This is a genomic window from Arthrobacter sp. NPDC057388, from assembly GCF_042668165.1.
GTDB lineage: Bacteria > Actinomycetota > Actinomycetes > Actinomycetales > Micrococcaceae > Arthrobacter.
In genome coordinates this window covers 1-20,575 of record NZ_JBHVBL010000003.1, presented here as the reverse complement: position 1 = coordinate 20,575, position 20,575 = coordinate 1, and the positions used below count along the sequence as shown (strand labels likewise).

Sequence of the window (20,575 nt, the reverse complement as noted above, 5' to 3'; positions counted from 1 at the left end):
GGTACCGGAGGGGTTAAAAGACATGACGCACCACGACACGTTCCCGGCCGAACGCACCGCGGTGCTGACCGGGGCCGCCTCCGCACGGGGCATTGGCCGGGCGACGGCGGAAATGCTCGCCAGCGAGGGCTGGTCGGTGGCCATCCTCGATATCGACGGCGACGCGGCCAGACGGGCGGCGGAAGACATCTCCTCCGTGTACGGCGTGCCGGCCAGGGGCGTGGGCGCCGATGTCTCGGACCAGGCCACCGTGAACGCAGCCATCGATGAGGTGGAGGCGAACATGCCGCCCATCGTGGCGCTTGCCAACCTCGCCGGCATCAGTTCTCCCACGGAGTTCATGGACGAGACGCTCGAGGCCTGGGAGCGGGTCTTCCGGATCAACATGACGGGCACGTTCCTGGTCACCCAGCGCGTGCTCCGCGGAATGATCGAACGCCGGCTTGGCCGCGTGGTCAGCGTGTCTTCCATCTCGGCCCAGCGCGGCGGCGGCACCTACTCCAAGGTGGCATACAGCGCCTCAAAGGCGGCCATTATCGGGTTCACCCGGGCGCTCGCGCGGGAGATGGGCCAGCACAACATCACGGTCAACTGCATCGCCCCCGGTCCCGTGGACACCGACATCATGGGCGGCACCCTGACCGATGAACGCAAGGCGGACATGTCCAGGGACATCCTGGTGGGCCGGGTGGGCACGGTCCGCGACATCGCAGCCCTCATGGTGTTCCTGATGGGGGAGGACGCCGGCTACATCACAGCCGCCACGTACGACATCAACGGTGGACTGCAGATCTCCTAGTGCCTGTGCTGCCAGTGCCTAGGCTGCCGCGGGGCTGGGCGACATCTCAGCCGCCTGCCGCAGCGCCTCGATCATGCTGCGCACGTCCACGATGCCCTTGCCCGCAATGTCGAACGCGGTGCCGTGGTCCACGGACGTCCGGATGACGGGCAGGCCGACCGTGATGTTGACACCCGCTTCGATGCCGAGGACCTTGACCGGCCCGTGGCCCTGGTCGTGGTACATGGCCACGATGAGGTCGTAATCCCCGCGGCCGGCCAGGAAGAACGCGGTGTCGGCCGGGAGCGGGCCGACTGCGTTGATGCCGTCGGCCTGCAGCTTCTCGATGGCCGGGGTAATTTTCTCCGCTTCCTCGCCGTAGCCGAAGAGCCCGTTCTCGCCGGCGTGCGGGTTGATGGCACAGACGCCGATCTTGGGGTTGGCGATCCCGGCGCGCTGCATGGCGCTGTGGCCGCGGCGCACGGTCCGCTCCACCAGGCCCGGCTCGATCTTGTTGATCGCGTCAATGAGGCCGATGTGGGTGGTGACGTGAATGACCTTGACCTTGGGCGTGGAGAGCATCATGGACACTTCCTCGATGCCCATGAAGTGCGCCAGCAGTTCGGTGTGTCCGGGGTAGATGTGCCCGGCCTTGTGCAGCGCCGCCTTGTTCAGGGGAGCCGTGCAGATGCCCTGGACCTGGCCGCTCATGCCGAGCTCGCAGGCGATCCGGATGTAGTGGTAGGCCGCGTTGCCGGCCTCGGCGGACTCTTGGCCCCAGGGCAGGTCGGCGGACAGCAGCTTCGGGTCGATGACGTTGATCCGTCCGGCCTCGAAAACGGCGTCACCCACGGTCTCCACCTCCACGATGTTGGCCTCGACGCCCAGTGCCTTGGCGCCGAGCTGCAGGCGGTGGACGTCGCCGATGACCACCGGGCGGCAGTCACGGTACGCGTTGGCATCGAGAAGGGCACCCACGGTCACCTCGGGCCCGACGCCGGCGCCGTCGCCCATGGTCACGGCGATGAAGGGCCGGGTGTCCTGTTCGGTTGCGTTCACTGCTGATGTCATTGGAGCTCCAGGTGTGTGGGAGGGATGGGAAGTGCTGGTGGAAGACCGAAGGTCTTTGATGGCGGAGTGAAGCTGGATGAGGGCGTCGTCGTCACCGAAGCTGCCGGGCTTGGTGCCCACCAGCCGTCCGTCGTCGGAGATGCTGACCACGGCGCCGTGCTGTACGGATGCCAGCGGGGCCAGGGACCGGATCCCGAGGGCGTCGAGTACCTCCCGCGCGGTTTCGCCCCCGGTGAGGATCAGGTCAGCGGATGCGGCGGGACCGGCTGCCGCACTGGCAGCCAGTTGTGCCAGGTTCCGCACGATCCTGCCGGACTCCTGAGGATTGACGACGGCGGCGCTGACGGTCAGGGCTGTGGGCTCACCGGCCGCCAGGAGCCGCCGGGCTTCCGCGAGCCGCGGGCGGAAATTTTCGGGACGCTGCAGTTCGCCGGGGGCGATGCCCAGGGTGGTAAAGCCGCCGGCTTCCAGTTTGCGCAGCTGCGCGGCGGCCTTGCCGGAGGCGGAGCCGACGGCGGCCAGGACCGGCGGCTGGGCGCCCGCCGCCGCTGCCGCCATGCTTGAGGTCCGATTCTGCGCGTTTCGCGCAGTTGGCTGGTGCAGCTTCGACGCCAGCAGCAGGGCCATGCCGCCGGTCCCGGCGAGCACGATGCGGCGCCCGCCGGCCCTGAACTTCAGGCCCAGCAACACGTCGGCGACCTGTTCCAGATCGGCGGATGTCTCGCCGTCGACGATGACGGTGGCGGCTGACGTTTCATGCAGTGCCGCGGCAAGGACGGCGCCAAGGCCTTCAGTCCGCACAGTGGACAGCTCCACGAGCCGCACCGCGGTGCCGCCCCTCACCAGTTGTGCGATCTCCGCGGGCGGGGCTGCCGCTTCTGCCCGCCACAGGTCCGTGCGGTCCAGTTGGACGCCGTCGGCAAAGGGCCGGCCGCCAACGACGGTCCGGTTCAGCTGGGGGAGTGCGCCCGCAACAACTACATGGTGGCCCAGCGCCGAGAGTGCCGTGAGTTCGGGGCCGATATTGCCCCGCCACAGCGAATCGATCTTCTTGAACAGAACATCCGCACCCGCTGCGGCAGGGCCGCCGAAAACGGCAGCGGAAGCAACGGCGGCAGCCACCGGAGCCATGGCGCGCGAGTGGGTGTCGACCACCACGACTTCTTCGCCGTTGCCCGTACCTTCCTGGGGGGCGGACAGGAGGAGGCGCGTGTCCAGCCCCTGGGCTGCAAAGCATTGCCCCACTTCCGCTGCGCCGGAAAAGTCATCGGCCTGGATCAGGACGGCAGTCACGTTGTCCTCCTTTCTTGTCTGGAAGGTTCTCTTCCGGATCGGTAGCACCATGATGACATGACTGCGCGAATTGCGCTAGAGCGGTTGCGCATTTCGCGCAGAGATGGCAGAGTGATGCATGTAACACGGCGCAGGCCAACCGGCCGCCAGCCGTCCCATTCAACCGAGAGGTCAACGATGACCGTTCTTCCTCAAGGAAGTGAGATCTCACGGCGCCGCCTCCTGCAGTTTGGCGCAGCCGCCGGGTTTCTCCTGGGCACAGGCTCCCTGGCCGGGTGTGCCGGCCCCACGGGCCTGCCGGGACCCAGCACCCTGACGCTGGCCCTCAACAGGTCCCTCGTCAGTCTGGACAACAAGCTGAACCAGTTCGACGCCGCCGTCACCGTCCAGCGCGCCGTACGCCAGGGGCTGACGGCCATCGGCCCCGAAACCAAGCCGATCCTGGTCCTGGCGGACCGCTTTGAGATGACTTCCCCCACGGTCTGGACCGTGCGGCTGCGCGAAGGTGTCAAGTATTCGGACGGCACGCCCCTGCAGATCGAGGACGTCGCCACGGCCCTAAAGATGTACCAGCAGGTGCAGGGTTCCTTCGTGGCCGGGTTCTTCCCCGAATTCCCCACCGTTGTCCCCGTGGATGACCGGACGTTCCGGATGGAATCCAAGAACCCCATCCCCATCCTCGACTCGCTCATGAGCATGATCCTGATCAGCCCGGCAGCCAAGAACAAGCCGGAGGAACTGCAGGAAGGTGTGGGCACCGGCCCGTACGTCGTGACCAGGTTCAACCGCGGCGCAGGGACCTACAGCCTCAAGCGCAACGAGAACTACTGGGGCCCCGCCCCCAAGGTGGACAACGTCGAGGTCCGGTTCCTGCCGGAAGAATCCAGCCGTGTCATTGCGCTGCGCAGCGGCGAGGTGGACGTCATTGACTCGATCACGCCCGACTCGCGCGAACAGCTCGCCGGACTTCCCGGCGTCGTCCTGGCCGAGGCGTCAAGCCTCCGCCTGAACCAGATCTTCTACAACTTCCGCAAGCCGAACAGCCACCCGCTGTCCGACGTCCGGGTCCGCCAGGCGCTCAGCTGGGCGGTCGACGGGGAGTCGTTGGTCAAGGATGTCCTCGTCGATTCGGTCAGCGAGGCCGAAGGCGTGGTCCCGTCCAGCCTCACCGGCTTCGCCAAGACCGGCAACTACACCTTTGACCCGGACAAGGCCAAGGCCACACTGAAGAGCCTCGGCGTCACCGACCTTAACCTCAAGATCATCTGGGAAACCGGCGAGTTCGCGTCCGACACCTCCGTGATGGAGGCGCTCGTGGAGATGTTCGGCAACATCGGTGTAAAGACCCAGCTGCAGCAGTTCGAGCCCGGCGGCAACATCCTGGCCTGGCGCCAGGGCAAGCAGGGCGACTGGGACCTGCTGGGCAACGGCTTCAGCAGCCCCACCGGCCTGGCCATCACCATGATGCAGGGCATGTACGCCGGAACCGCCGAAAAGGAAAAGACCCGCGACACCTACCAGGGCTACGTGGTGCCGGATGTGCAGGCCAAGATCCAGGCCGCCTCCTCCGAGGTGGATCCGGTCCGCCGCCAGCAGCTGCTCGCCACGGCGCAGAAGGCCATCTGGGACACCTGGCCGTGTGCCTGGGCCTTCGTGCCGAAGTCGGTGCTGGCCCACCAGAAGCGCGTGGCAGGCCTGGCTCTTGCGCCCACCAACTCCTACCCCCTTGTTGACGTCCGGCTGGAGGCCTGAGCCATGACCAAGTACATCCTCAAGCGGCTCGGCCAGGGCCTGCTGACCGTGTTCCTGACGGTCTCCACGGTCTTCATCCTGATCCGCCTGGCCCCCGGTGATCCGGCCGTATCCTACGCCGGCCCGCTCGCCACCACCGAGCAGCTGGCCAAGGTCCGTGAACAGTTCGGCCTGGACCGCCCCGTGCTGGAGCAGTACTGGATCTTCCTGCAGCAGCTGTTCACCGGCAACCTCGGCACGTCCTACTCCTTCCAGGCGCCGGCCATGCAGGTCGTGGCGGAACGGATGCCGTACACGCTGACCCTCGCCACCGCCTCCATCCTCCTCACCGCTGTGATCGCCATTCCGCTGGGCGTGTGGATGGCCCGCCGCCCGGACACCAACCGGGAACTCGGCGTCAACGTCCTTACCATTGCCGGGCAGTCCATGCCGGACTTCTGGACCGGCATCATGCTCCTCACCGGCTTCGCCGTCCTGATCCCGCTGTTCCCGGCCTCCGGCTTCGCCACCTGGGGCGGCCTCGTCCTTCCCACCGTCACCATCGCCATCCTGCAGATCGCGCTGATCTCCCGGATGGTGCGGCGCGAAATGACCGCGAACTTCGCCGCACCGTACCTGACCGTGGCACGGTCCAGGGGAGTGGGCAGCCCGGCGCTGACCTGGCGCTACGCCATGGGCAACTCCGCCATCCCGGTCTTCACCGCCCTGGGCACGCGCTTCGCGGCCATGCTCAACGGCGTGGTGGTGGTGGAAGTGGTGTTCGCCTGGCCGGGCGTCGGCTCTTTGATCGTCCGTGCACTGGAAACCCGCGACTACCCCCTCATCCAGGCAACCGTCCTGCTGACGGCGCTGCTGGCGGTAGCCGTGCAGCTGGTCATCGACCTCGCCTACCCGCTTCTTGATCCCCGCGTTCGTCTTGGAAAGGCGGCAGCAGCATGAGCCTCAGCGACACCTCAACACGCACCCCGTCCCCGAGCGCCGTCACCAAGGAACTGGTTGCGAAGGCCGGAGCCACCCGCCGCCGCAACGCGGCCAAGTGGAAACTGCGCATCGGCGCTGTCTGCACGCTGATCGTGATCATTCCCATCCTGCTGGCCCAGGTGCTGCCCCTGCCCGACGCCAACCACCAGGACCTCTCGGCCCGCCGGCTCGCCCCGCTGGTGGACGGCCACCTCTTCGGCACCGACCAGCTGGGCCGTGACCTGCTCTCCCGCGTCCTGCACGGCGGCCAGGTGTCCCTGACCATCGGCATCCTGGCCGTGGTGGTCTCCGGTGCCATCGGCATCATCCTCGGTGCGGCCGCCGGCTACTTCGGCGGCTGGGTGGACACGGTGGTCTCCCGCCTCCTCGAAGCCCAGATGTCCCTGCCGCTCCTCATGATGCTGCTCCTGGTGGTGGCGCTCTTCGGCCCGTCCATCCCGGTGATCACCTTCGTCATCGCCATCGCCCAATGGCCGGAAGTGGCCAGGCTGACCAGATCCATGGTGCTGGTGGAACGCGAAAAACCCTATGTTTCAGCGGCGCGGATCCTGGGCCTGCACCGCATCCAGATCCTGATCCAGCACATCATCCCGAACGTCATTAAGCAGGCAACCCTCGTGGTGCTGCTGCTCCTGGCCCAGGCCGTCCTGCTCGAGAGCGCCCTCAGCTTCCTCGGCGCCGGTCCGCAGCGGCCGTTCGCCACCTGGGGACGCATCATCTCCGACGGCCAGGACTACATCACCACCTCCTGGTGGATGGTCACCCTGCCCGGCCTGGTGATCGTGCTGATGGTGGTGGGCGTGAATCTGCTGGGCGACGGCCTCCGCGACCGTCCCCGCCGCAAGAAGAAGGGTGCCTGACATGAACGCACAACCTGCCACTGCAGCCGGGGCCGGCTCCGCCCATAAGGAGCAGGCCCTCCTCGAGGTCCGCGACTTCCAGGTGGAGCTGATCACCGACGCCGGAATCATCCGGGCCGTTGATTCGGTGAACTTCAGCATCCACCGCGGCGAAACGGTCACCATCATCGGTGAGTCCGGTTCCGGCAAATCGACGACGGCGATGGGCATCCTCCGCCTGCTCCCGGATGATCTGGCCGTGCTTTCCGGCACCGTGCTGATCGACGGCGTGGACGTGGTGGCCGAGCCCAAGGCCATCGACAAGGTCCGTGGCCGGACGCTCGCGCTCATCCCGCAGGACCCGATGACGGCCCTGAGCCCGGTGCATTCGATCGGCAGCCAGCTGTCGGAGGCCATCCGGATCGCCGGCGCCGCCTCCAAGGACAAGGACGCCGTCCGGGCCCGCGCCATCCGGCTGCTGGAACAGGTGCACATCCCGACGCCGGACGTGCAGCTGAAGAAGTACCCGCACCAGCTCTCGGGCGGCATGCTCCAGCGCGTGCTGATCGCCATAGCGCTGGCCAGCGAACCCCAGCTCCTGGTGGCCGACGAACCCACCTCCGCGCTGGACGTCACGGTGCAGGCCGGCATCCTGGACCTGCTCCTGGAGCTTCAGGAGCAGCGCGGCATCGGCATCCTGATGATCACCCACGACCTCGGCGTGGCACGGCTCATCTCGGACCGCATCCACGTGATGAAGGACGGCTCCTTCGTGGAGTCCGGCGAGGTCCAGCAGATCGTGGAGCACCCGGCCACGGAGTACACCCGAAGCCTGCTGGCCGCAGTCCCGGTCCTGGGGCCGTGGGACGAAACCCCGGACGGCACCCCTTCCCAGTCCCCAGCCGCATCCCAGTCCCCAGCAGCATTGACCAGCACCGGAGGCCAGCATGACTAAGCCGTTCCTCTCCGTCGAGAACCTCGTGGTGGATTACCACGTGCCGGGCGGAACGTTCCGTGCCGTGGATGACGTCTCCTTCTCGGTGGACAAAGGCAAGACGATCGCCGTCGTGGGTGAATCCGGCTGCGGAAAGTCCACGGTGGCCAAGGCACTGATGCGGCTGGTGACACCTGCCGGCGGCCGGATTGAGCTGGACGGCACCGACCTGGCGGCGCTCAGCGAAGCCAAACTGCGGCCGCTGCGCTCGAAGTTCCAGATGGTTTTCCAGGATCCCTACGGCTCCCTCGATCCGCACCTCACCGCGCAGGAGATCGTGGCCGAACCGCTGAAGCTGCAGGGCGTCCGGTCCAAGGCCGAGCGGCACAAGGAAGCGGCGAAGCTGATTGACCAGGTGGGCCTGCCGGCCAGGTCCCTGGACCGCCACCCGGCCGAATTCTCCGGCGGCCAGCGGCAGCGCATCGGCATTGCCCGGGCGCTCGCCTCCAAGCCGCAACTGCTGGTCTGCGACGAGGCCACGAGCGCACTCGATGTGTCCGTCCAGGCCCAGGTGCTCCGGCTGCTGAAGTCCATCCAGGACGAAACGGGCATCACCTACGTGTTCATCTCGCACAACCTTGGTGTGGTGCAGGAGATCAGCGATAGCGTCATGGTCATGCAGCGCGGCAGGCTGGTGGAGTCCGGCAGCACCGCATCCGTGCTGACCGCGCCGAAGGAGGACTACACCCGCAAGCTCCGCCGCGCCGCGCTGGACCCGTCCACCATGCGCGGCCTGAAACCGCGCCACGTCGTCCGGTCGCTGGCGCTGAAAGGCGCCTGAGCCCGCAGCCCGGAACCTGTCCACGAAAACCTGAACCCGACCCACACTGCAACCACGGAGAATCACGCATGAGCAAGCAGCCAGAAGGCACCCCGGTGGAAGGACTCAAGCTTCCCATTTCGCGCCTGGTCCTGGGCACCATGACGTTCGGCGACACCGCCGACGAAGCAACCGCCGGGCGCATGGTGGACGAGGCGCTGGACGCCGGCATCACCACCATCGACACCGCCAACGCCTACGTGGGCGGTGTGACGGAGGAAATGCTCGCCCGTCTTCTCAAGGGCCGCCGCGACGAGGTCATCCTTGCCTCCAAGGTCGGCATGCCGCATGCAGACCACGGCCAGCACTCACCGCTCTCCCCGCAAGGGCTGCGCAACAGCGTGGAGGGGAGCCTGCGCCGGCTCGGCGTGGACAGCATCGACCTTTTTTACCTGCACCAGCCGGACCGGGCCACCCCGCTGCAGGACACCCTGCGCACCGTGGCCGAGCTCGCGGATGAAGGGAAGATCGGAGCGCTGGGTGTCTCCAACTTCGCGGCCTGGCAGATCGCCGACGTGATCCATGTGGCCCGTGAAGTCGGCGCACCCCGGCCGGTGGTGGCGCAGCAGCTCTACAACCTGGTGGCCCGGCGGGTCGAAGAGGAGTACCTCGAATTCGCCGCCACCCACAACGTCCACACCATGGTCTACAACCCGCTGGGCGGCGGCCTGCTCACCGGCAAGCACAGCTTCGAGGACACGCCCTCCGAGGGCCGCTTCGGTGACTCCAAGCTGGCTGCCATGTACACCCAGCGCTACTGGGACAAGCAGCTGTTTGACGCCGTCTCCGCCCTTGCCGGCATCGCGGAGCAGGCAGGCATCACCCTCGCCGAGCTCTCGCTGCGCTGGCTCGCCTACCGGAAGGGCGTCGGCTCGATGCTGCTGGGCGGCTCCAAGGTGGAGCAGCTGAGTGCCAACATCGCGGCGGTGGCCAAGGGACCGCTGCCCGAGGACGCCGCCGCCGCCTGCGACGCCGTCGGCTCCGGTCTCCGCGGCCCCATGCCCGCCTACAACCGCTGAATCCCCGGACAACGCCAAGACCACCCACGAACTGAAGGTAGAAGATACAGATGACATCGGACCTGGCCATTGAATTCGCCCGCAAGATCCGCGCCCGGGAGCAGGCCGTTGGCTACTGGGCGGTGCTGGATGCGCCCGTGGCAACGGAACGCATCGGCCGGCTCGGCTATGACTATGTGGCCCTGGACGCCCAGCACGGCCTGCTCGGGTACTCGGGCGTGCTGAACGGCCTGATGGCCATCGACGCCGGGCACACCGCCGTCGGCATGGTCCGGGTGGAGGCAAACGACTTCACCGCGATCGGCAAGGCGCTCGACGCCGGAGCCGTCGGTGTCATCGTCCCGCTGGTCAACAACGCCGCGGACGCCGCGGCTGCAGTGGCCGCCGCCAAGTACCCGCCGCTGGGCGGACGGTCCTACGGACCCATGCGCTCGGCCCTGCGGATCGGCCCCGTGCCGGGCGACTCCAACGCGGCCACCATGGTTTTCGCGATGATCGAGACGCCCGAGGGGCTGGCCAACGTCAAGGAGATCTGCGCGACGCCCGGCCTGGACGGCATCTACGTCGGCCCGTCGGACCTGGCCATCGCCGTCGGCGGTGCCTTTCCCGGCGATCCCGCCATCGAGGCCGAGTTCAACGCGGCGCTGGAGACCATCGCGGATGCGGCTGCCTCCGCCGGCATCGCGGCCGGCATCCACACGGCCGCCGGGGAGATCGCGGCCCAGCGGCTGTGCCAAGGCTACACCTTCACCACCGTCGCCTCTGACCTGACCCACCTCGAGCTGGCCGCCAAGGCGCACCTGGCCGCGGCCCGCGCCGATGCCGGCACCAAGGAGGGCTGAGGCCATGCAGACCACCAACACCGGGTACAGCAGCATCACCCCCGACGGCGCCGTAAAGCGCGCGGACGGGGCCGACTTCGCCTACCTCCCGGCGCCCACAGTGCAAAGCCACGCCGCAAACCTCCTGACCCTGCCCGACGGCCGCCTCGGCTGCGTGTGGTTCGGCGGCACCCAGGAAGGCGTGCCGGACATCTCCATCTGGTTCTCCACCCTGGAACCGGGCAGCAGCCAGTGGTCACCGGCGCAGCAGCTCTCGGACGACTCCACCCGCTCCGAGCAGAACCCGATCCTGTTCACGGCACCGGACTCCCTCTGGCTCCTGTACACCGCACAGAAGGCGGGCAACCAGGACACAGCCGAGGTCCGCCGTCGTACTTCCACGGACAGCGGCCGGACGTGGGGTCCGGTGGAAACGCTGTTCCCGGCCAACGAAACAGGCGGCGTGTTTGTCCGGCAGCTGCCGGTGCAGCTGCCGTCCGGCCGCCTGATCATCCCGATCTTCCGCTGCATCACCACGCCGGGGGAGAAGTGGGTGGGCAACAGCGACGACAGCGCCGTCATGATTTCCGACGACGGCGGGGCCAGCTGGAGCGAGAGCATCCTGCCCGGCAGCCTGGGCTGCGTCCACATGAACATCCAGCCGGTGGCCGACGGCTCGCTGCTGGCACTGTTCCGCAGCCGCTGGGCAGACTCCATCTATGAATCCCGTTCCACCGACGACGGCACCACCTGGAGCGAGCCCGTCCCCACCGAGCTGCCCAACAACAACTCGTCCATCCAGTTCACGGCGCTCGCCGACGGCCGCCTGGCCCTGGTCTACAACCACAGCCGGGCGGAAGCCAACACCGAACGCCGGCTCTCGCTCTACGACGAGATCGACGACGACGGCCTGGCCGCCGAACAGGGCCAGCTCACGGAACCCTCTGCCAGCGCCGCAGCGGACGACGGCGGACGGCGCGCCTTCTGGGGGACGCCCCGCTCGCCCATGACGCTGGCCATCTCCGAGGATTCGGGCCGCAGTTGGCCCATCCGGCGCAACCTCGACGTGGGGGACGGCTACTGCCTCTCCAACAACTCCCGCGACGGCCTGAACCGGGAGTACTCCTACCCGTCCATCCACCAGGGCCCGGACGGTGCACTGAACATCGCGTACACCTACTTCCGGCAGGCCATCAAGTACGTCCGCGTGGATCCGCAGTGGGCGTATGAGGGCAGCACCACTCCCGGTGGCGCAGGTGAAGGGGACGGCGCTGAAGGGAATGGCGCGCAGTGACCGGAACCCGCCACGCGGTTGTCACCGGGTGCAGCTCCGGAATCGGCAAGGCGATCGCTGAACGGCTGCTGGCCGACGGCTGGACCGTCACGGGGCTGAGCCGGAGCGAGGCCTCGCTGGGGCCTGGCTTCCGGTGGCTGCAGGCGGACCTGTCCGACCCGGCGTCGCTGGCGGAAACGGCCGCGGGCATTGAACCGGCCGACGCGCTGGTCCACGCTGCCGGCTACCAGCGCACCGCGCCGCTGGGCGAGCTGGACCCGGAGGCACTCGCCGGAATGTTTGCCGTCCACGTGGGGGCCGCCAGTGCGCTGGCCAACGAGGTGGTGCCGCGGATGCCCGACGGCGGCCGGGTGCTGCTGATCGGCAGCCGGACCTCCACGGGCGCGGCGGGCAAGAGCCAGTATGCCGCCACGAAGGCGGCGCTGATGGGCATGGGCAGGACCTGGGCACAGGAGCTCGCACCGCGCGGCATCACGGTCAACGTGCTGTCGCCTGGGCCCACGGATACCCCGATGCTGGCCGACCCGGGGCGGGCGGCCACCCCGCCGAGGCTGCCTGCCCTCGGCAGGCTGGTGGACCCCGAGGACGTTGCCGCGCTCGCCGGTTTCCTGCTGGGGCCGCACGGAAAATCCATCACGGGACAGAACTACGTGATCTGCGGCGGCGCCTCGCTGTAAGACGCCCCGCTTTAAGACGCCCCGCCACCGGACCCCTACGATGGTGACAGCAAAGGAGAGCCACAGATGACCACCGCCAAAGCCAGGCGCGAAGAGATCTACCACCTCGCCGTCACCACAGGGCTGGCGTCCGTGGAGGAGCTGTCGCGGCATTTCCGCGTCACTGCCTCCACCATCCGGCGGGATCTCGCCCACCTCAACGAAGAGGGGAAGCTGGCCCGGACCTACGGCGGGGCTGTGGCGCTTGGTGCGCACCCGGAGTCGTCCCTGCGGCAGCGGACCGGCGAGGCATTTGAGCAGAAGCACGCGATCGCAGCCTGGGCCGCTGCCGAGGTGAAGGACGGCGAGAACATCCTGCTCGACGGCGGCTCCACCGTCGGTGCCCTGGCACACGCACTGCGCGCCCGGGAGAACCTCTCGGTCACCACCCCCGGCATCAATACGCTGCAGGAGCTGGCGGAGTCGCCGGGGATCCAGGTGGACTGCCTCGGCGGACGGCTCCGGGGCGTCAGCCAGACGTTCGTGGGTCCGCTGGCGGAGGCAGCCCTGGAACGCATGAGCTTCGACCGTGTCTTCCTGGGCGCCGACGCCGTCACTGCCGATGACGGTCTGTGCGAGGCGGACCATGCGCAGACCAGGCTCAAGGAACTCATGGCCCGGCGCGGCGAAACGGTCTATGTCCTGGCCGACTCGAGCAAGCTGGGCAAGCGGCCGTTCCATGCCTGGGCGAAACTCGCCCTGCCTTGGACACTCGTCACGGACACCGGCGCAGACCCCGCCCAGGTGACGCTGTTCAGGGATGCCGGTGTCCGGATGCAGCTGGTGCAGGCAGGGCAGTCCGAAAACGGGCTTTTGGCGTCTAGCATTGTGGAATGACTGAAGCGAACGAAGATTCGGCTGTTCTGCAGCTGCAGGACATCCTGATCGGCGCGGAAAGCGTTGACATCTTCCTCGATGGGCTCGCCGGCTTCTCCGCAGCCACGCTCACAGGCCTGGCAGGCGTCGGCATTGAATGTGCCGTGACATTGAAGCGGCACCGGCACACGGCCACAGTCGCCGGCAGCAGCCCCCGCGCCGTGGAACTGGACCACATCGAGCAGCGTGTCGGCGACGGCCCCTGCATCCGGGCACTGTTGACTATGGCCCCGGAACTGCTCAACGACGTCAATACAGACGACCGGTGGCCGGAGTACCAGAAGCGGCTCGCCGGGCACGGCGTGTACTCCACCCTGGGCGTCCCTTTAGACATCGGGGAGGGGGCCAGCGCGGCGCTGAACTTTTTCGCACCGGCGCCCGGCATTTTCACGCCGGAACTTTTCGACAGGGCAGTCGAGTTTGGCGAGCTGGCCAGCCGCACCCTGCACCTGTCGGTCCGTCTCGGCGCCGCCCAGACCCGGGCGCAGAACCTTGAGGCCGCCATGCAAAGCCGGACCGCGATCGACGTCGCCTGCGGGGTGATCATGGCGCAGAACAGGTGCTCGCAGAAGGAAGCCATGGACATCCTGGCCAAGGTCTCCAGCAACCGGAACCAGAAGCTGCGCGACGTGGCCGGGGAACTCCTCAGCAGGCTGTCGGCCTCAGGCGTGGAGACGCACTTCGAGTAGGCCGGTGACCCCTACCTTAAGGATGCCGGTGCGGGTGCTACTTGGGCGGCCCGTTGCCGATCATCGACGCCGGCGGCTTGGGGAAAGCTTTGGCCGGGTACAGCTTGGCGACTTTCAGCATGTAGTTTGCCCACTGCGGCCCGGCGATCATGTACCCGTCTATGCGGTCGTAGTGCTTGCCGTTGACGGTGATGTTCCGGCCTGGCCGTTTCTGGCCGTTCAGGGCGTCGCCGAAGAAGGATGCCGTGGCGATGCCGCTGGTATAGCCCAGCACCCAGGTGGCGCCGTTGCTGTTGTTGGTGCCGGTCTTGGCCGCCACGGGGACCCGGCTTTGGACCTTGGGATTGATGTAGACGCCTGAACCCTTCTTCAGCACGTCCTGCAGCACGGAGTTCACGCCGCGGGCGATCTCCGGCTCCACTGCGGTCCGGCAGGACGGCTGCTGGCTGGCCAGTGTCTTTCCGGCGAAGTTGGTGACGCGCTGGATGGCAATCGGCGCGCAGTATTTGCCGTCCGCGGCAAAGGTGGCGAAGGCGGTGGCCAGGACGAGCGGCGAAACGGCGGTTCCGCCCAGCACATTGCCCAGCTGGTGCATGTTGATGTCAGTCCCGTCCAGCCCGCTGTGCAGGCCCAGGCTGTTCACCATTTTTTGGATGCCGCAGATGTCGAGCTGGGCCACCTCGGCGAAGGTGGCGGTGTTGATGGAGTTGTACAGGCCGTAGTTTGCCGGCATCTTGCGGTAGTAGCCCTCGGAGGCGTTCTGCAGATCGTCGGCGGCTTCAAGGCCGGCCGCGCGCTGCCTGCTGCTGTAGCCGCCCACCACCTTGGCGCACGAGTCCCGCCAGCGGAATCCCAGCGGGTACTCCCGGCGCGTGGCGTCCACCACCTCGGTGATCTTGCGCCCCTGGTGCAGCCACTCGGCGAACGTGAACGGCTTCATGGTGGACCCGGGCTGGAACCCGCCCGCGCCGTTGAGGTCGTTGCCGTTCGCATCCTTGGCGTCCACGTTGAAATTCAGCTGCGTATCGAACTTGCCCGCCTTCGGAAGGAACACCGTGTTCTGGGCCATCGACAGGATCTTGCCGGTGCCCGGCTGGACCGTCAGCAGCGAAGCCCCCCACTTGGCCGGGTTGGCTCCGGCGGTGGAGTCCACCTGGGACTGGGCCGCCGCCTGCAGCCGGCTGTCCAGCGTGGTGGTGATGGTCAGCCCGCCCCGGAACAGCTTCTGCTCCCGGGCTTCCGTGTCTGCCCCATAGGCCCGGTTGTTGAGGATCAGGTGGGACACGTAGTCGCAGAAATACGGGGCGATGGTCGCGGCGGCACAGCCCTGCCGGGAAACCCGGAGCTTGAGTCCAACGCCGGTGGCGGCTGCGGTGTCATGCTGCTTTTTGGTGATCATGCGTTGCTGCAGCATGGCGTCCAGCACCAGGTTGCGCCGTTTGAGTGAGTTCTCCGGGTTGGTGACGGGGTCGTACAGGCTGGGGCTGTTGACCAGCCCGGCCAGCAGTGCGGCCTGGGGGAGGTTGAGCTTGCTCGCCGGAACGCTGTAGAAGTGCTGCGCCGCCGCCTCGATGCCGTAGGCGCTGCGGTTGAAGAAGACGATGTTCAGGTAGCCTTCGAGGATTTGGTCCTTGGTGAATTTCTTCTCGAGCTCAATGGCGAGCTTCATTTCCCGGACCTTGTCACCAATCGTCTTCTCCCCGCTGAGGACCACCTCATCCTCACGGCCGGAGGTGATTTTGGCTTCATTGGCAACGTTGGTGACGTACTGCTGGGTCAGTGTGGACGCACCTTGCCGGTCACCGCCGGAAACGTTGGTCACCAGCGCCCGCAGGACACCCACAGGGTCAACGCCGCTGTGTTCGTAGAACCGGCTGTCCTCGATCGCGATCACGGCGTCCTTGATGTACGGCGACATCTTGTTCAGCGGGACCCGGACCCGGTTTTCCTCATAGAAGGAGGCAATCAGTTTCCCGTCCGACGTCAGGATCCTTGTGGTCTGGGCGGGCGGCCGCACCGCAAAATCGGACGGGAGGCCCTTATAAAAGTTGACCGAGCCGCTGACGGCGGCGCCGGCGGCCGCAATCTGGGGAAGGAAGTAGGCTGCAATCAGGGCGCCGATGACGCAACTGATCGCCACGAACCCCAGCATCCTCGCCAGGGCCGAGTGGGATCGCGATGCCAAGCCTTTGCGTACCATGCGGTTCACACCCCAAAAAAGCGTGCCTCCAGAATACGCTTCACGTCGCGGCCCGGCCAGAGCGTCCGGCAGGGCGGCCCGGCAGGGCCGGCCCGGCCAGAGCGTCCGGCACCTGAAGGAAGACTCAGGGCAGGTCGATGTTTGTGAGCTCGGACCGCGCTCCGTTTGGTTCTTCGACAAGGACCAGCGAACCCACCTCGGGGCAGTAGTACTTGTGTTCCCGCGAGTTGGACTCCAGCGGGGTCCAGTCGTCCACCTTCACGCAGTCCCTGTAGGTGCGCATCTTCGTCGTGACGGTCAGGCCGGTGGCGATGGTGTCCCGCATGTCCTCGGCATGGCCCAGGTAATATTCCTGCCGGTATGTGTCGCCCACACGCTGTTCGGCCTTCATCCAGATGCCGGCCTTCGCCCCGTCCCGCCCGTGAAGGAAGCTGCCGGAATGATCCTGCAGTTGCCCGTCCTTGAAGTTGTTCACGTCCTCGCCGAAGTACCAGACGTCGCCGTTCCTGTGCTGCGCCAGGTAGTCTCTGGTCTCCTCGACCAGCTGCCCGTTCTTGAATTCCTTGTCCAGATAGATGACGGTCTCGACGCCCTCGATCTTCCGCGTCTCGGCGAGGATCTCTATCTCGATCCTGTTGTCGCCGGCCCCGTAGGTCAGCTTCTTGCCGACCGGAAGGGCGAAGTACTTGTTCGTTATCTTCGTGGTGAAGTCCGCCGGCTGGATCTGCGGATTGTAGTCAGCAGCCCTGCTCCGCGAATTGTTGAAAAAGAATGCCGCCCCGCCAGCGACCAGCAACAGGATGGTGATCCCCAAAATGATGGTTCTTGCCTTCATGGCCGTCCCACTCCTCATTGAGTAGAAACCTGTTGAGTAGAAACCCTTTTATTGGCCGGAGCTCCTGTTGCTTGCCCGGCCAATAAAAAAGGTAGTCCTGTCGGGCCGCGGGGGACAGGGGCAGCTTCAACATCCGCTAGCTGCGGACGGCGTCCACCACCCGTTCGCCGTTGAAGTATTCGAGCTGCCAGCCGTCAACGGCGTGGTGGTGGGCAAGATTAAGCACGGCATTGTCGATGCTCTGCAGCGTGCTGCCGGTGGCCCGGCTCAGCGTCAGGCGCAGGAGCGTGCCGTGCGCCACGACCAACACCCGGCGCCCGGGAAACTCCTCGGCCAGTGCCTCCAGGGCGGCCAGTCCGCGGGAGCCCGCTTCGTCGTCGCTCTCCGCACCGCGGAAACCGCCGGGGATACGCAGCGCCTCCAGTTCCGGTCCTGCCTGCAGCCCTTCCGCGTCTCCGAAGCTGCGTTCGGTGAGTTCCGGGACGTGCCGTGCCACCGTAAGCCCCAAGCCTGCTGCGATCAGTTCCGCGGTTTCCGCTGCGCGGCTCAGCGGCGAGGAGACCACCGTGTCCCATTCCTGCCCGGACAGCGCGGCGACGGCTGCACGCGCCTGCCCGCGGCCGACGTCATTCAGCGGAATATCGCTGGATCCCTGCAGCCGGCGCTGCGCGTTCCAGTCCGTCTGGCCGTGGCGGATGAGGGCAAAAGTCGTGAGGGTCATGCCTTCCATTGTGAAGCATCCCGTGCCGAAGGAGTTTTTGTACAGATAATGGCCGCAAAACGGGTGCGAACGCCCATTATCTGTACAAAAACTCTCACCCGAAGAGGACCGCGGCTTCGTCGTAGCGCTTCTGCGGAACCGTCTTGAGCTTGCCGAGGGCCTCCTGGAAGCCGACGTGTTCAATGTCCGTTCCCTTTTGGGCCACCATGGTGCCCCAGCGGCCCTCCACCACCAGGTGGACGGCTGCCATGCCGAGCCGGGTGGCCAGGACGCGGTCGAAGGCGGACGGGACGCCGCCGCGCTGGATGTGTCCCAGGATCGTGGCGCGGGTTTCGATGCCGGTCCGGGCTTCGATTTCCGGGGCGAGCTGGTCGGCGATGCCGCCGAGCCGGGGACGTCCGAAGGTGTCCAGGCCGCGCTCGGAGTGCGGGCTCTCCATGTGCTCCGGGACGAAGCCCTCGGCCACCACCACCAGCGGGGCACGGCCACGGTCGTGGGCCTCCGTCACCCATTTGGTGATCTGCTCGATGCTGACTTTCTGCTCCGGGATGAGGATGGCGTGGGCGCCTGCGGCCATGCCGGCGTGCAGGGCGATCCAGCCGACGTGCCGGCCCATGACCTCGGCGATCATGCACCGGTGGTGGGACTCGCCGGTGGTGCGGAGCCGGTCGATGGCCTCGGTGGCGATCTGCACCGCGGTGTCGAAGCCGAAGGTGTAGTCGGTGGCATCGAGGTCGTTGTCCACGGTCTTGGGGACGCCCACGATTTTCAGGCCGGCGTCGGTGAGCTGTTGGGCGGCCGCGAGGGTTCCTTCACCGCCGATGGCGATGATGGCGTCGATGCCCAGCCGGTCCATATGGGCTTTGATGACGTCCGGGCCGCCGCCGTTCTCGAACGGGTTGGTGCGTGAGGTGCCCAGGATCGTGCCGCCCTGCTTGGCGATGCCACGGACCATGGTCCGGGGGAGGTCGATGACGTCGCCCTCCACCACTCCGCGCCAGCCGTCACGGAACCCCACGAATTCGTGGCCGTGGATGGCGATGCCTTTGAGGACGGCACCGCGGATGACCGCATTCAGCCCGGGGCAGTCGCCACCGCTGGTGAGGATTCCAATTTTCATGTCGCGGCTCAGATCGTGGGAGCGGCGGATTCCATGGCGGCAAGAACCGACATGGCCTCCTCAACGACATCCGCCGCGGGGAATGACGGCCGGTTCACGCCGGCCATTTCCTCCATGACGCGGACCACCTGGCAGCTGTAGCCGAATTCGTTGTCGTACCAGACGTAGAGCACCAGGTTCTTGTTGTTGGAGATGGTGGCGAGCCCGTCCACAATGCCTGCGTGGCGGGAGCCGACGAAGTCGGTGGAGACCACCTCGGGGGAGTCGATGTAGTCGATCTGCTGGCGCAGGTCCGAGTGCAGCGCCATTTCCCGCAGGTAGTTATTGACCTCGTCCTTTGTGGTGCCGCGTTCCAGGTTCAGGTTCAGGATGGCCATGGACACGTCCGGGGTGGGGACCCGGATGGAGCTGCCAGTGAGCTTGCCCTGCAGTTCCGGCAGCGCCTTGGCCACGGCCTTGGCGGCGCCGGTCTCGGTGATCACCATGTTCAGGGCTGCGGAGCGTCCGCGGCGGTCGCCCTTGTGGAAGTTGTCGATCAGGTTCTGGTCATTGGTGAAGGAGTGGACCGTCTCCACGTGTCCGTGGACCACGCCGTACTTGTCGTTGAGCGCCTGCAGGACCGGGGTGATGGCGTTCGTGGTGCAGGACGCTGCCGTCACGATCTTGTCCGACTCGGTGATGTCGCGGTGGTTGATGCCGTGGACGATGTTCTTCAGCTCGCCCTTGCCCGGCGCGGTGAGCAGGACCTTGGCGACGCCCTTGCTCAGCAGGTGCTGGGACAGGCCGTCTGCATCCCGCCAGCGGCCGGTGTTGTCCACCACGAGGGCGTCCTTGATGCCGTAGGCGGTGTAGTCGATGGTGGCGGGGTTGTCCGAGTAGATGACCTGGATCCGGACGCCGTTGGCCGTGATCGTGTTGGCCTCGGTGTCCACCCGGATGGTTCCTTCGAAGGAGCCGTGGACGGAGTCGCGGCGCAGCAGGCTGGCGCGCTTGGTGAGGTCGTTGTCGGAGCCGCGCCGCACCACGATGGCGCGCAGGCGCAGGCCGTGGCCGCCGCCGGCCTGTTCAATCAGGAGGCGCGCCACCAGGCGGCCGATCCGGCCAAAGCCGTAGAGCACGACGTCGGTGCTGGCGCGGCCGCCCGCGCCACGCTTGCCCACAATCTCGGCCAGTTCGGCGCGGAGGAATTCCTCCAGCGTCCGGCCTCCGCCGTCGGACTTGAACTTCTGGTTCAGGCGGGCAATATCGATGGCAGCGGCACCCAGATCCAGCTGCGCCAACGTGTTCAGCAGCGGCGCCGTCTCCTCCAGCGGCAGCTCGTCCTTGCTGATCCGGCGCGCGAAGCGGTGGGCCTTCAGGATGCTCATGGTGGACTTGTTGACCAAAGTCCGGCCATGGATGCTGGTCACCACGTTGTTTTCACGGTACAGCTGGCCGATCACCGGAATCATAGCCTCGGCGAGGGCCTCCCGGCCCATCCACGCATCAAGGTAAGAATCTGAGGTATGTAGCATCGGACTGCCTTTCCAAAAGGGTGTGGTCTGGGTGAGCTCTAGCTCCTGAGATGGTCCAGAGAGGGGCTTGACTTCCATGGTCCCGTCATTCCCGGGCAGGGGAAACGCTAATTCGGGATGGTTTAAAACGACCCTTTTGGGTAGGTGGGCTTAGGCGGTCATGGTGGCGAACATGAGGGCCATGGTGGTGGCGCCGAGGGCTTCGAGGGCGTGTTCGGTGCGGGTGGAGTGTTTGCGGGTGT

General features: G+C 66.8%; 18 protein-coding genes. 12 read left to right on the top strand and 6 right to left on the bottom strand.

What is annotated here, in order from left to right; translation table 11 throughout:
* The first annotated feature begins 22 nt into the window (after positions 1-22).
* Positions 23-799 (top strand): SDR family NAD(P)-dependent oxidoreductase, encoded by a 777-nt coding sequence (locus ACFUTU_RS02010; protein ID WP_377960122.1) that lies wholly within the window; start codon positions 23-25, stop codon positions 797-799.
* 18 nt (positions 800-817) lie between these two features.
* Here the strand turns inward: ACFUTU_RS02010 and pdxA are convergent, their stop codons facing one another.
* Entirely contained in the window at positions 818-3,142 is a 2,325-nt protein-coding gene (pdxA, locus tag ACFUTU_RS02005; RefSeq protein WP_377960120.1) for a 4-hydroxythreonine-4-phosphate dehydrogenase PdxA, read from the bottom strand.
* Between the two features lie 177 nt (positions 3,143-3,319).
* Here pdxA and ACFUTU_RS02000 point away from each other — a divergent pair, with 177 nt between their 5' ends.
* The 11 genes from ACFUTU_RS02000 (at position 3,320) to ACFUTU_RS01950 (ending at position 13,943) form a co-directional block, all read left to right on the top strand.
* On the top strand, positions 3,320-4,894 hold the full coding sequence (locus ACFUTU_RS02000; protein ID WP_377960118.1) for an ABC transporter substrate-binding protein: 1,575 nt from the start codon (positions 3,320-3,322) through the stop codon (positions 4,892-4,894).
* 3 nt (positions 4,895-4,897) lie between these two features.
* The gene (locus ACFUTU_RS01995; RefSeq protein ID WP_377960116.1) at positions 4,898-5,833 is read left to right on the top strand and encodes an ABC transporter permease; all 936 of its coding nucleotides are present in this window, start codon (positions 4,898-4,900) and stop codon (positions 5,831-5,833) included.
* On the top strand, positions 5,830-6,735 hold the full coding sequence (locus ACFUTU_RS01990) for an ABC transporter permease (RefSeq protein ID WP_377960114.1): 906 nt from the start codon (positions 5,830-5,832) through the stop codon (positions 6,733-6,735). The genes ACFUTU_RS01995 and ACFUTU_RS01990 overlap by 4 nt, the downstream gene beginning before the upstream one ends.
* A 1-nt stretch (position 6,736) precedes the next feature.
* Positions 6,737-7,669, top strand: coding sequence for an ABC transporter ATP-binding protein (locus ACFUTU_RS01985; RefSeq protein ID WP_377960112.1), 933 nt, complete (start codon positions 6,737-6,739; stop codon positions 7,667-7,669).
* On the top strand, positions 7,662-8,489 hold the full coding sequence (locus ACFUTU_RS01980; RefSeq protein WP_377960110.1) for an ATP-binding cassette domain-containing protein: 828 nt from the start codon (positions 7,662-7,664) through the stop codon (positions 8,487-8,489). Before ACFUTU_RS01985 ends, ACFUTU_RS01980 begins: the two co-directional genes overlap by 8 nt.
* Positions 8,490-8,557: 68 nt before the next feature.
* The gene (locus ACFUTU_RS01975) at positions 8,558-9,547 is read left to right on the top strand and encodes an aldo/keto reductase (protein ID WP_377960108.1); all 990 of its coding nucleotides are present in this window, start codon (positions 8,558-8,560) and stop codon (positions 9,545-9,547) included.
* A gap of 50 nt (positions 9,548-9,597) precedes the next feature.
* Positions 9,598-10,389, top strand: coding sequence for an HpcH/HpaI aldolase/citrate lyase family protein (locus tag ACFUTU_RS01970; RefSeq protein WP_377960106.1), 792 nt, complete (start codon positions 9,598-9,600; stop codon positions 10,387-10,389).
* A 4-nt stretch (positions 10,390-10,393) separates the two neighbouring features.
* Complete coding sequence (locus ACFUTU_RS01965) at positions 10,394-11,662, top strand: exo-alpha-sialidase (protein ID WP_377960104.1); 1,269 nt, start codon at positions 10,394-10,396, stop codon at positions 11,660-11,662.
* On the top strand, positions 11,659-12,339 hold the full coding sequence (locus tag ACFUTU_RS01960; protein ID WP_377960103.1) for an SDR family NAD(P)-dependent oxidoreductase: 681 nt from the start codon (positions 11,659-11,661) through the stop codon (positions 12,337-12,339). Before ACFUTU_RS01965 ends, ACFUTU_RS01960 begins: the two co-directional genes overlap by 4 nt.
* Positions 12,340-12,405: 66 nt before the next feature.
* Positions 12,406-13,215: a DeoR/GlpR family DNA-binding transcription regulator gene (locus tag ACFUTU_RS01955; RefSeq protein WP_377960102.1), complete on the top strand. Its 810-nt coding sequence runs from the start codon at positions 12,406-12,408 to the stop codon at positions 13,213-13,215.
* Positions 13,212-13,943, top strand: coding sequence for an ANTAR domain-containing protein (locus ACFUTU_RS01950; protein WP_377960101.1), 732 nt, complete (start codon positions 13,212-13,214; stop codon positions 13,941-13,943). The genes ACFUTU_RS01955 and ACFUTU_RS01950 overlap by 4 nt, the downstream gene beginning before the upstream one ends.
* Before the next feature lie 37 nt (positions 13,944-13,980).
* Here ACFUTU_RS01950 and ACFUTU_RS01945 read toward each other — a convergent pair whose 3' ends face one another.
* The 5 genes from ACFUTU_RS01945 to ACFUTU_RS01925 form a co-directional block, all read right to left on the bottom strand.
* Positions 13,981-16,143, bottom strand: coding sequence for a transglycosylase domain-containing protein (locus ACFUTU_RS01945; protein WP_377960100.1), 2,163 nt, complete (start codon positions 16,141-16,143; stop codon positions 13,981-13,983).
* Between the two features lie 124 nt (positions 16,144-16,267).
* Positions 16,268-16,978 (bottom strand): hypothetical protein, encoded by a 711-nt coding sequence (locus ACFUTU_RS01940; protein ID WP_377960099.1) that lies wholly within the window; start codon positions 16,976-16,978, stop codon positions 16,268-16,270.
* Between the two features lie 136 nt (positions 16,979-17,114).
* Complete coding sequence (locus ACFUTU_RS01935) at positions 17,115-17,708, bottom strand: histidine phosphatase family protein (protein WP_377960098.1); 594 nt, start codon at positions 17,706-17,708, stop codon at positions 17,115-17,117.
* Between the two features lie 85 nt (positions 17,709-17,793).
* On the bottom strand, positions 17,794-18,819 hold the full coding sequence (locus ACFUTU_RS01930) for an ATP-dependent 6-phosphofructokinase (RefSeq protein ID WP_377960097.1): 1,026 nt from the start codon (positions 18,817-18,819) through the stop codon (positions 17,794-17,796).
* Between the two features lie 8 nt (positions 18,820-18,827).
* On the bottom strand, positions 18,828-20,333 hold the full coding sequence (locus ACFUTU_RS01925) for a glyceraldehyde-3-phosphate dehydrogenase (RefSeq protein ID WP_377960096.1): 1,506 nt from the start codon (positions 20,331-20,333) through the stop codon (positions 18,828-18,830).
* Positions 20,334-20,575: the final 242 nt, after the last annotated feature.

Bases quoted from the DNA above. Each gene is read 5' to 3' on its own strand.
- ACFUTU_RS01970 (WP_377960106.1), top strand. From the start codon at position 9,598: ATGACATCGGACCTGGCCATTGAATTCGCCCGCAAGATCCGCGCCCGG.
- ACFUTU_RS01925 (WP_377960096.1), bottom strand. From the start codon at position 20,333: ATGCTACATACCTCAGATTCTTACCTTGATGCGTGGATGGGCCGGGAG.
- ACFUTU_RS01940 (WP_377960099.1), bottom strand. From the start codon at position 16,978: ATGAAGGCAAGAACCATCATTTTGGGGATCACCATCCTGTTGCTGGTC.
- ACFUTU_RS01985 (WP_377960112.1), top strand. From the start codon at position 6,737: ATGAACGCACAACCTGCCACTGCAGCCGGGGCCGGCTCCGCCCATAAG.
- ACFUTU_RS02000 (WP_377960118.1), top strand. From the start codon at position 3,320: ATGACCGTTCTTCCTCAAGGAAGTGAGATCTCACGGCGCCGCCTCCTG.
- ACFUTU_RS01990 (WP_377960114.1), top strand. From the start codon at position 5,830: ATGAGCCTCAGCGACACCTCAACACGCACCCCGTCCCCGAGCGCCGTC.
- ACFUTU_RS01995 (WP_377960116.1), top strand. From the start codon at position 4,898: ATGACCAAGTACATCCTCAAGCGGCTCGGCCAGGGCCTGCTGACCGTG.
- ACFUTU_RS01950 (WP_377960101.1), top strand. From the start codon at position 13,212: ATGACTGAAGCGAACGAAGATTCGGCTGTTCTGCAGCTGCAGGACATC.
- ACFUTU_RS01975 (WP_377960108.1), top strand. From the start codon at position 8,558: ATGAGCAAGCAGCCAGAAGGCACCCCGGTGGAAGGACTCAAGCTTCCC.
- ACFUTU_RS01980 (WP_377960110.1), top strand. From the start codon at position 7,662: ATGACTAAGCCGTTCCTCTCCGTCGAGAACCTCGTGGTGGATTACCAC.
- ACFUTU_RS01935 (WP_377960098.1), bottom strand. From the start codon at position 17,708: ATGGAAGGCATGACCCTCACGACTTTTGCCCTCATCCGCCACGGCCAG.
- ACFUTU_RS01945 (WP_377960100.1), bottom strand. From the start codon at position 16,143: ATGGTACGCAAAGGCTTGGCATCGCGATCCCACTCGGCCCTGGCGAGG.
- ACFUTU_RS02010 (WP_377960122.1), top strand. From the start codon at position 23: ATGACGCACCACGACACGTTCCCGGCCGAACGCACCGCGGTGCTGACC.
- ACFUTU_RS01955 (WP_377960102.1), top strand. From the start codon at position 12,406: ATGACCACCGCCAAAGCCAGGCGCGAAGAGATCTACCACCTCGCCGTC.
- ACFUTU_RS01965 (WP_377960104.1), top strand. From the start codon at position 10,394: ATGCAGACCACCAACACCGGGTACAGCAGCATCACCCCCGACGGCGCC.
- ACFUTU_RS01930 (WP_377960097.1), bottom strand. From the start codon at position 18,819: ATGAAAATTGGAATCCTCACCAGCGGTGGCGACTGCCCCGGGCTGAAT.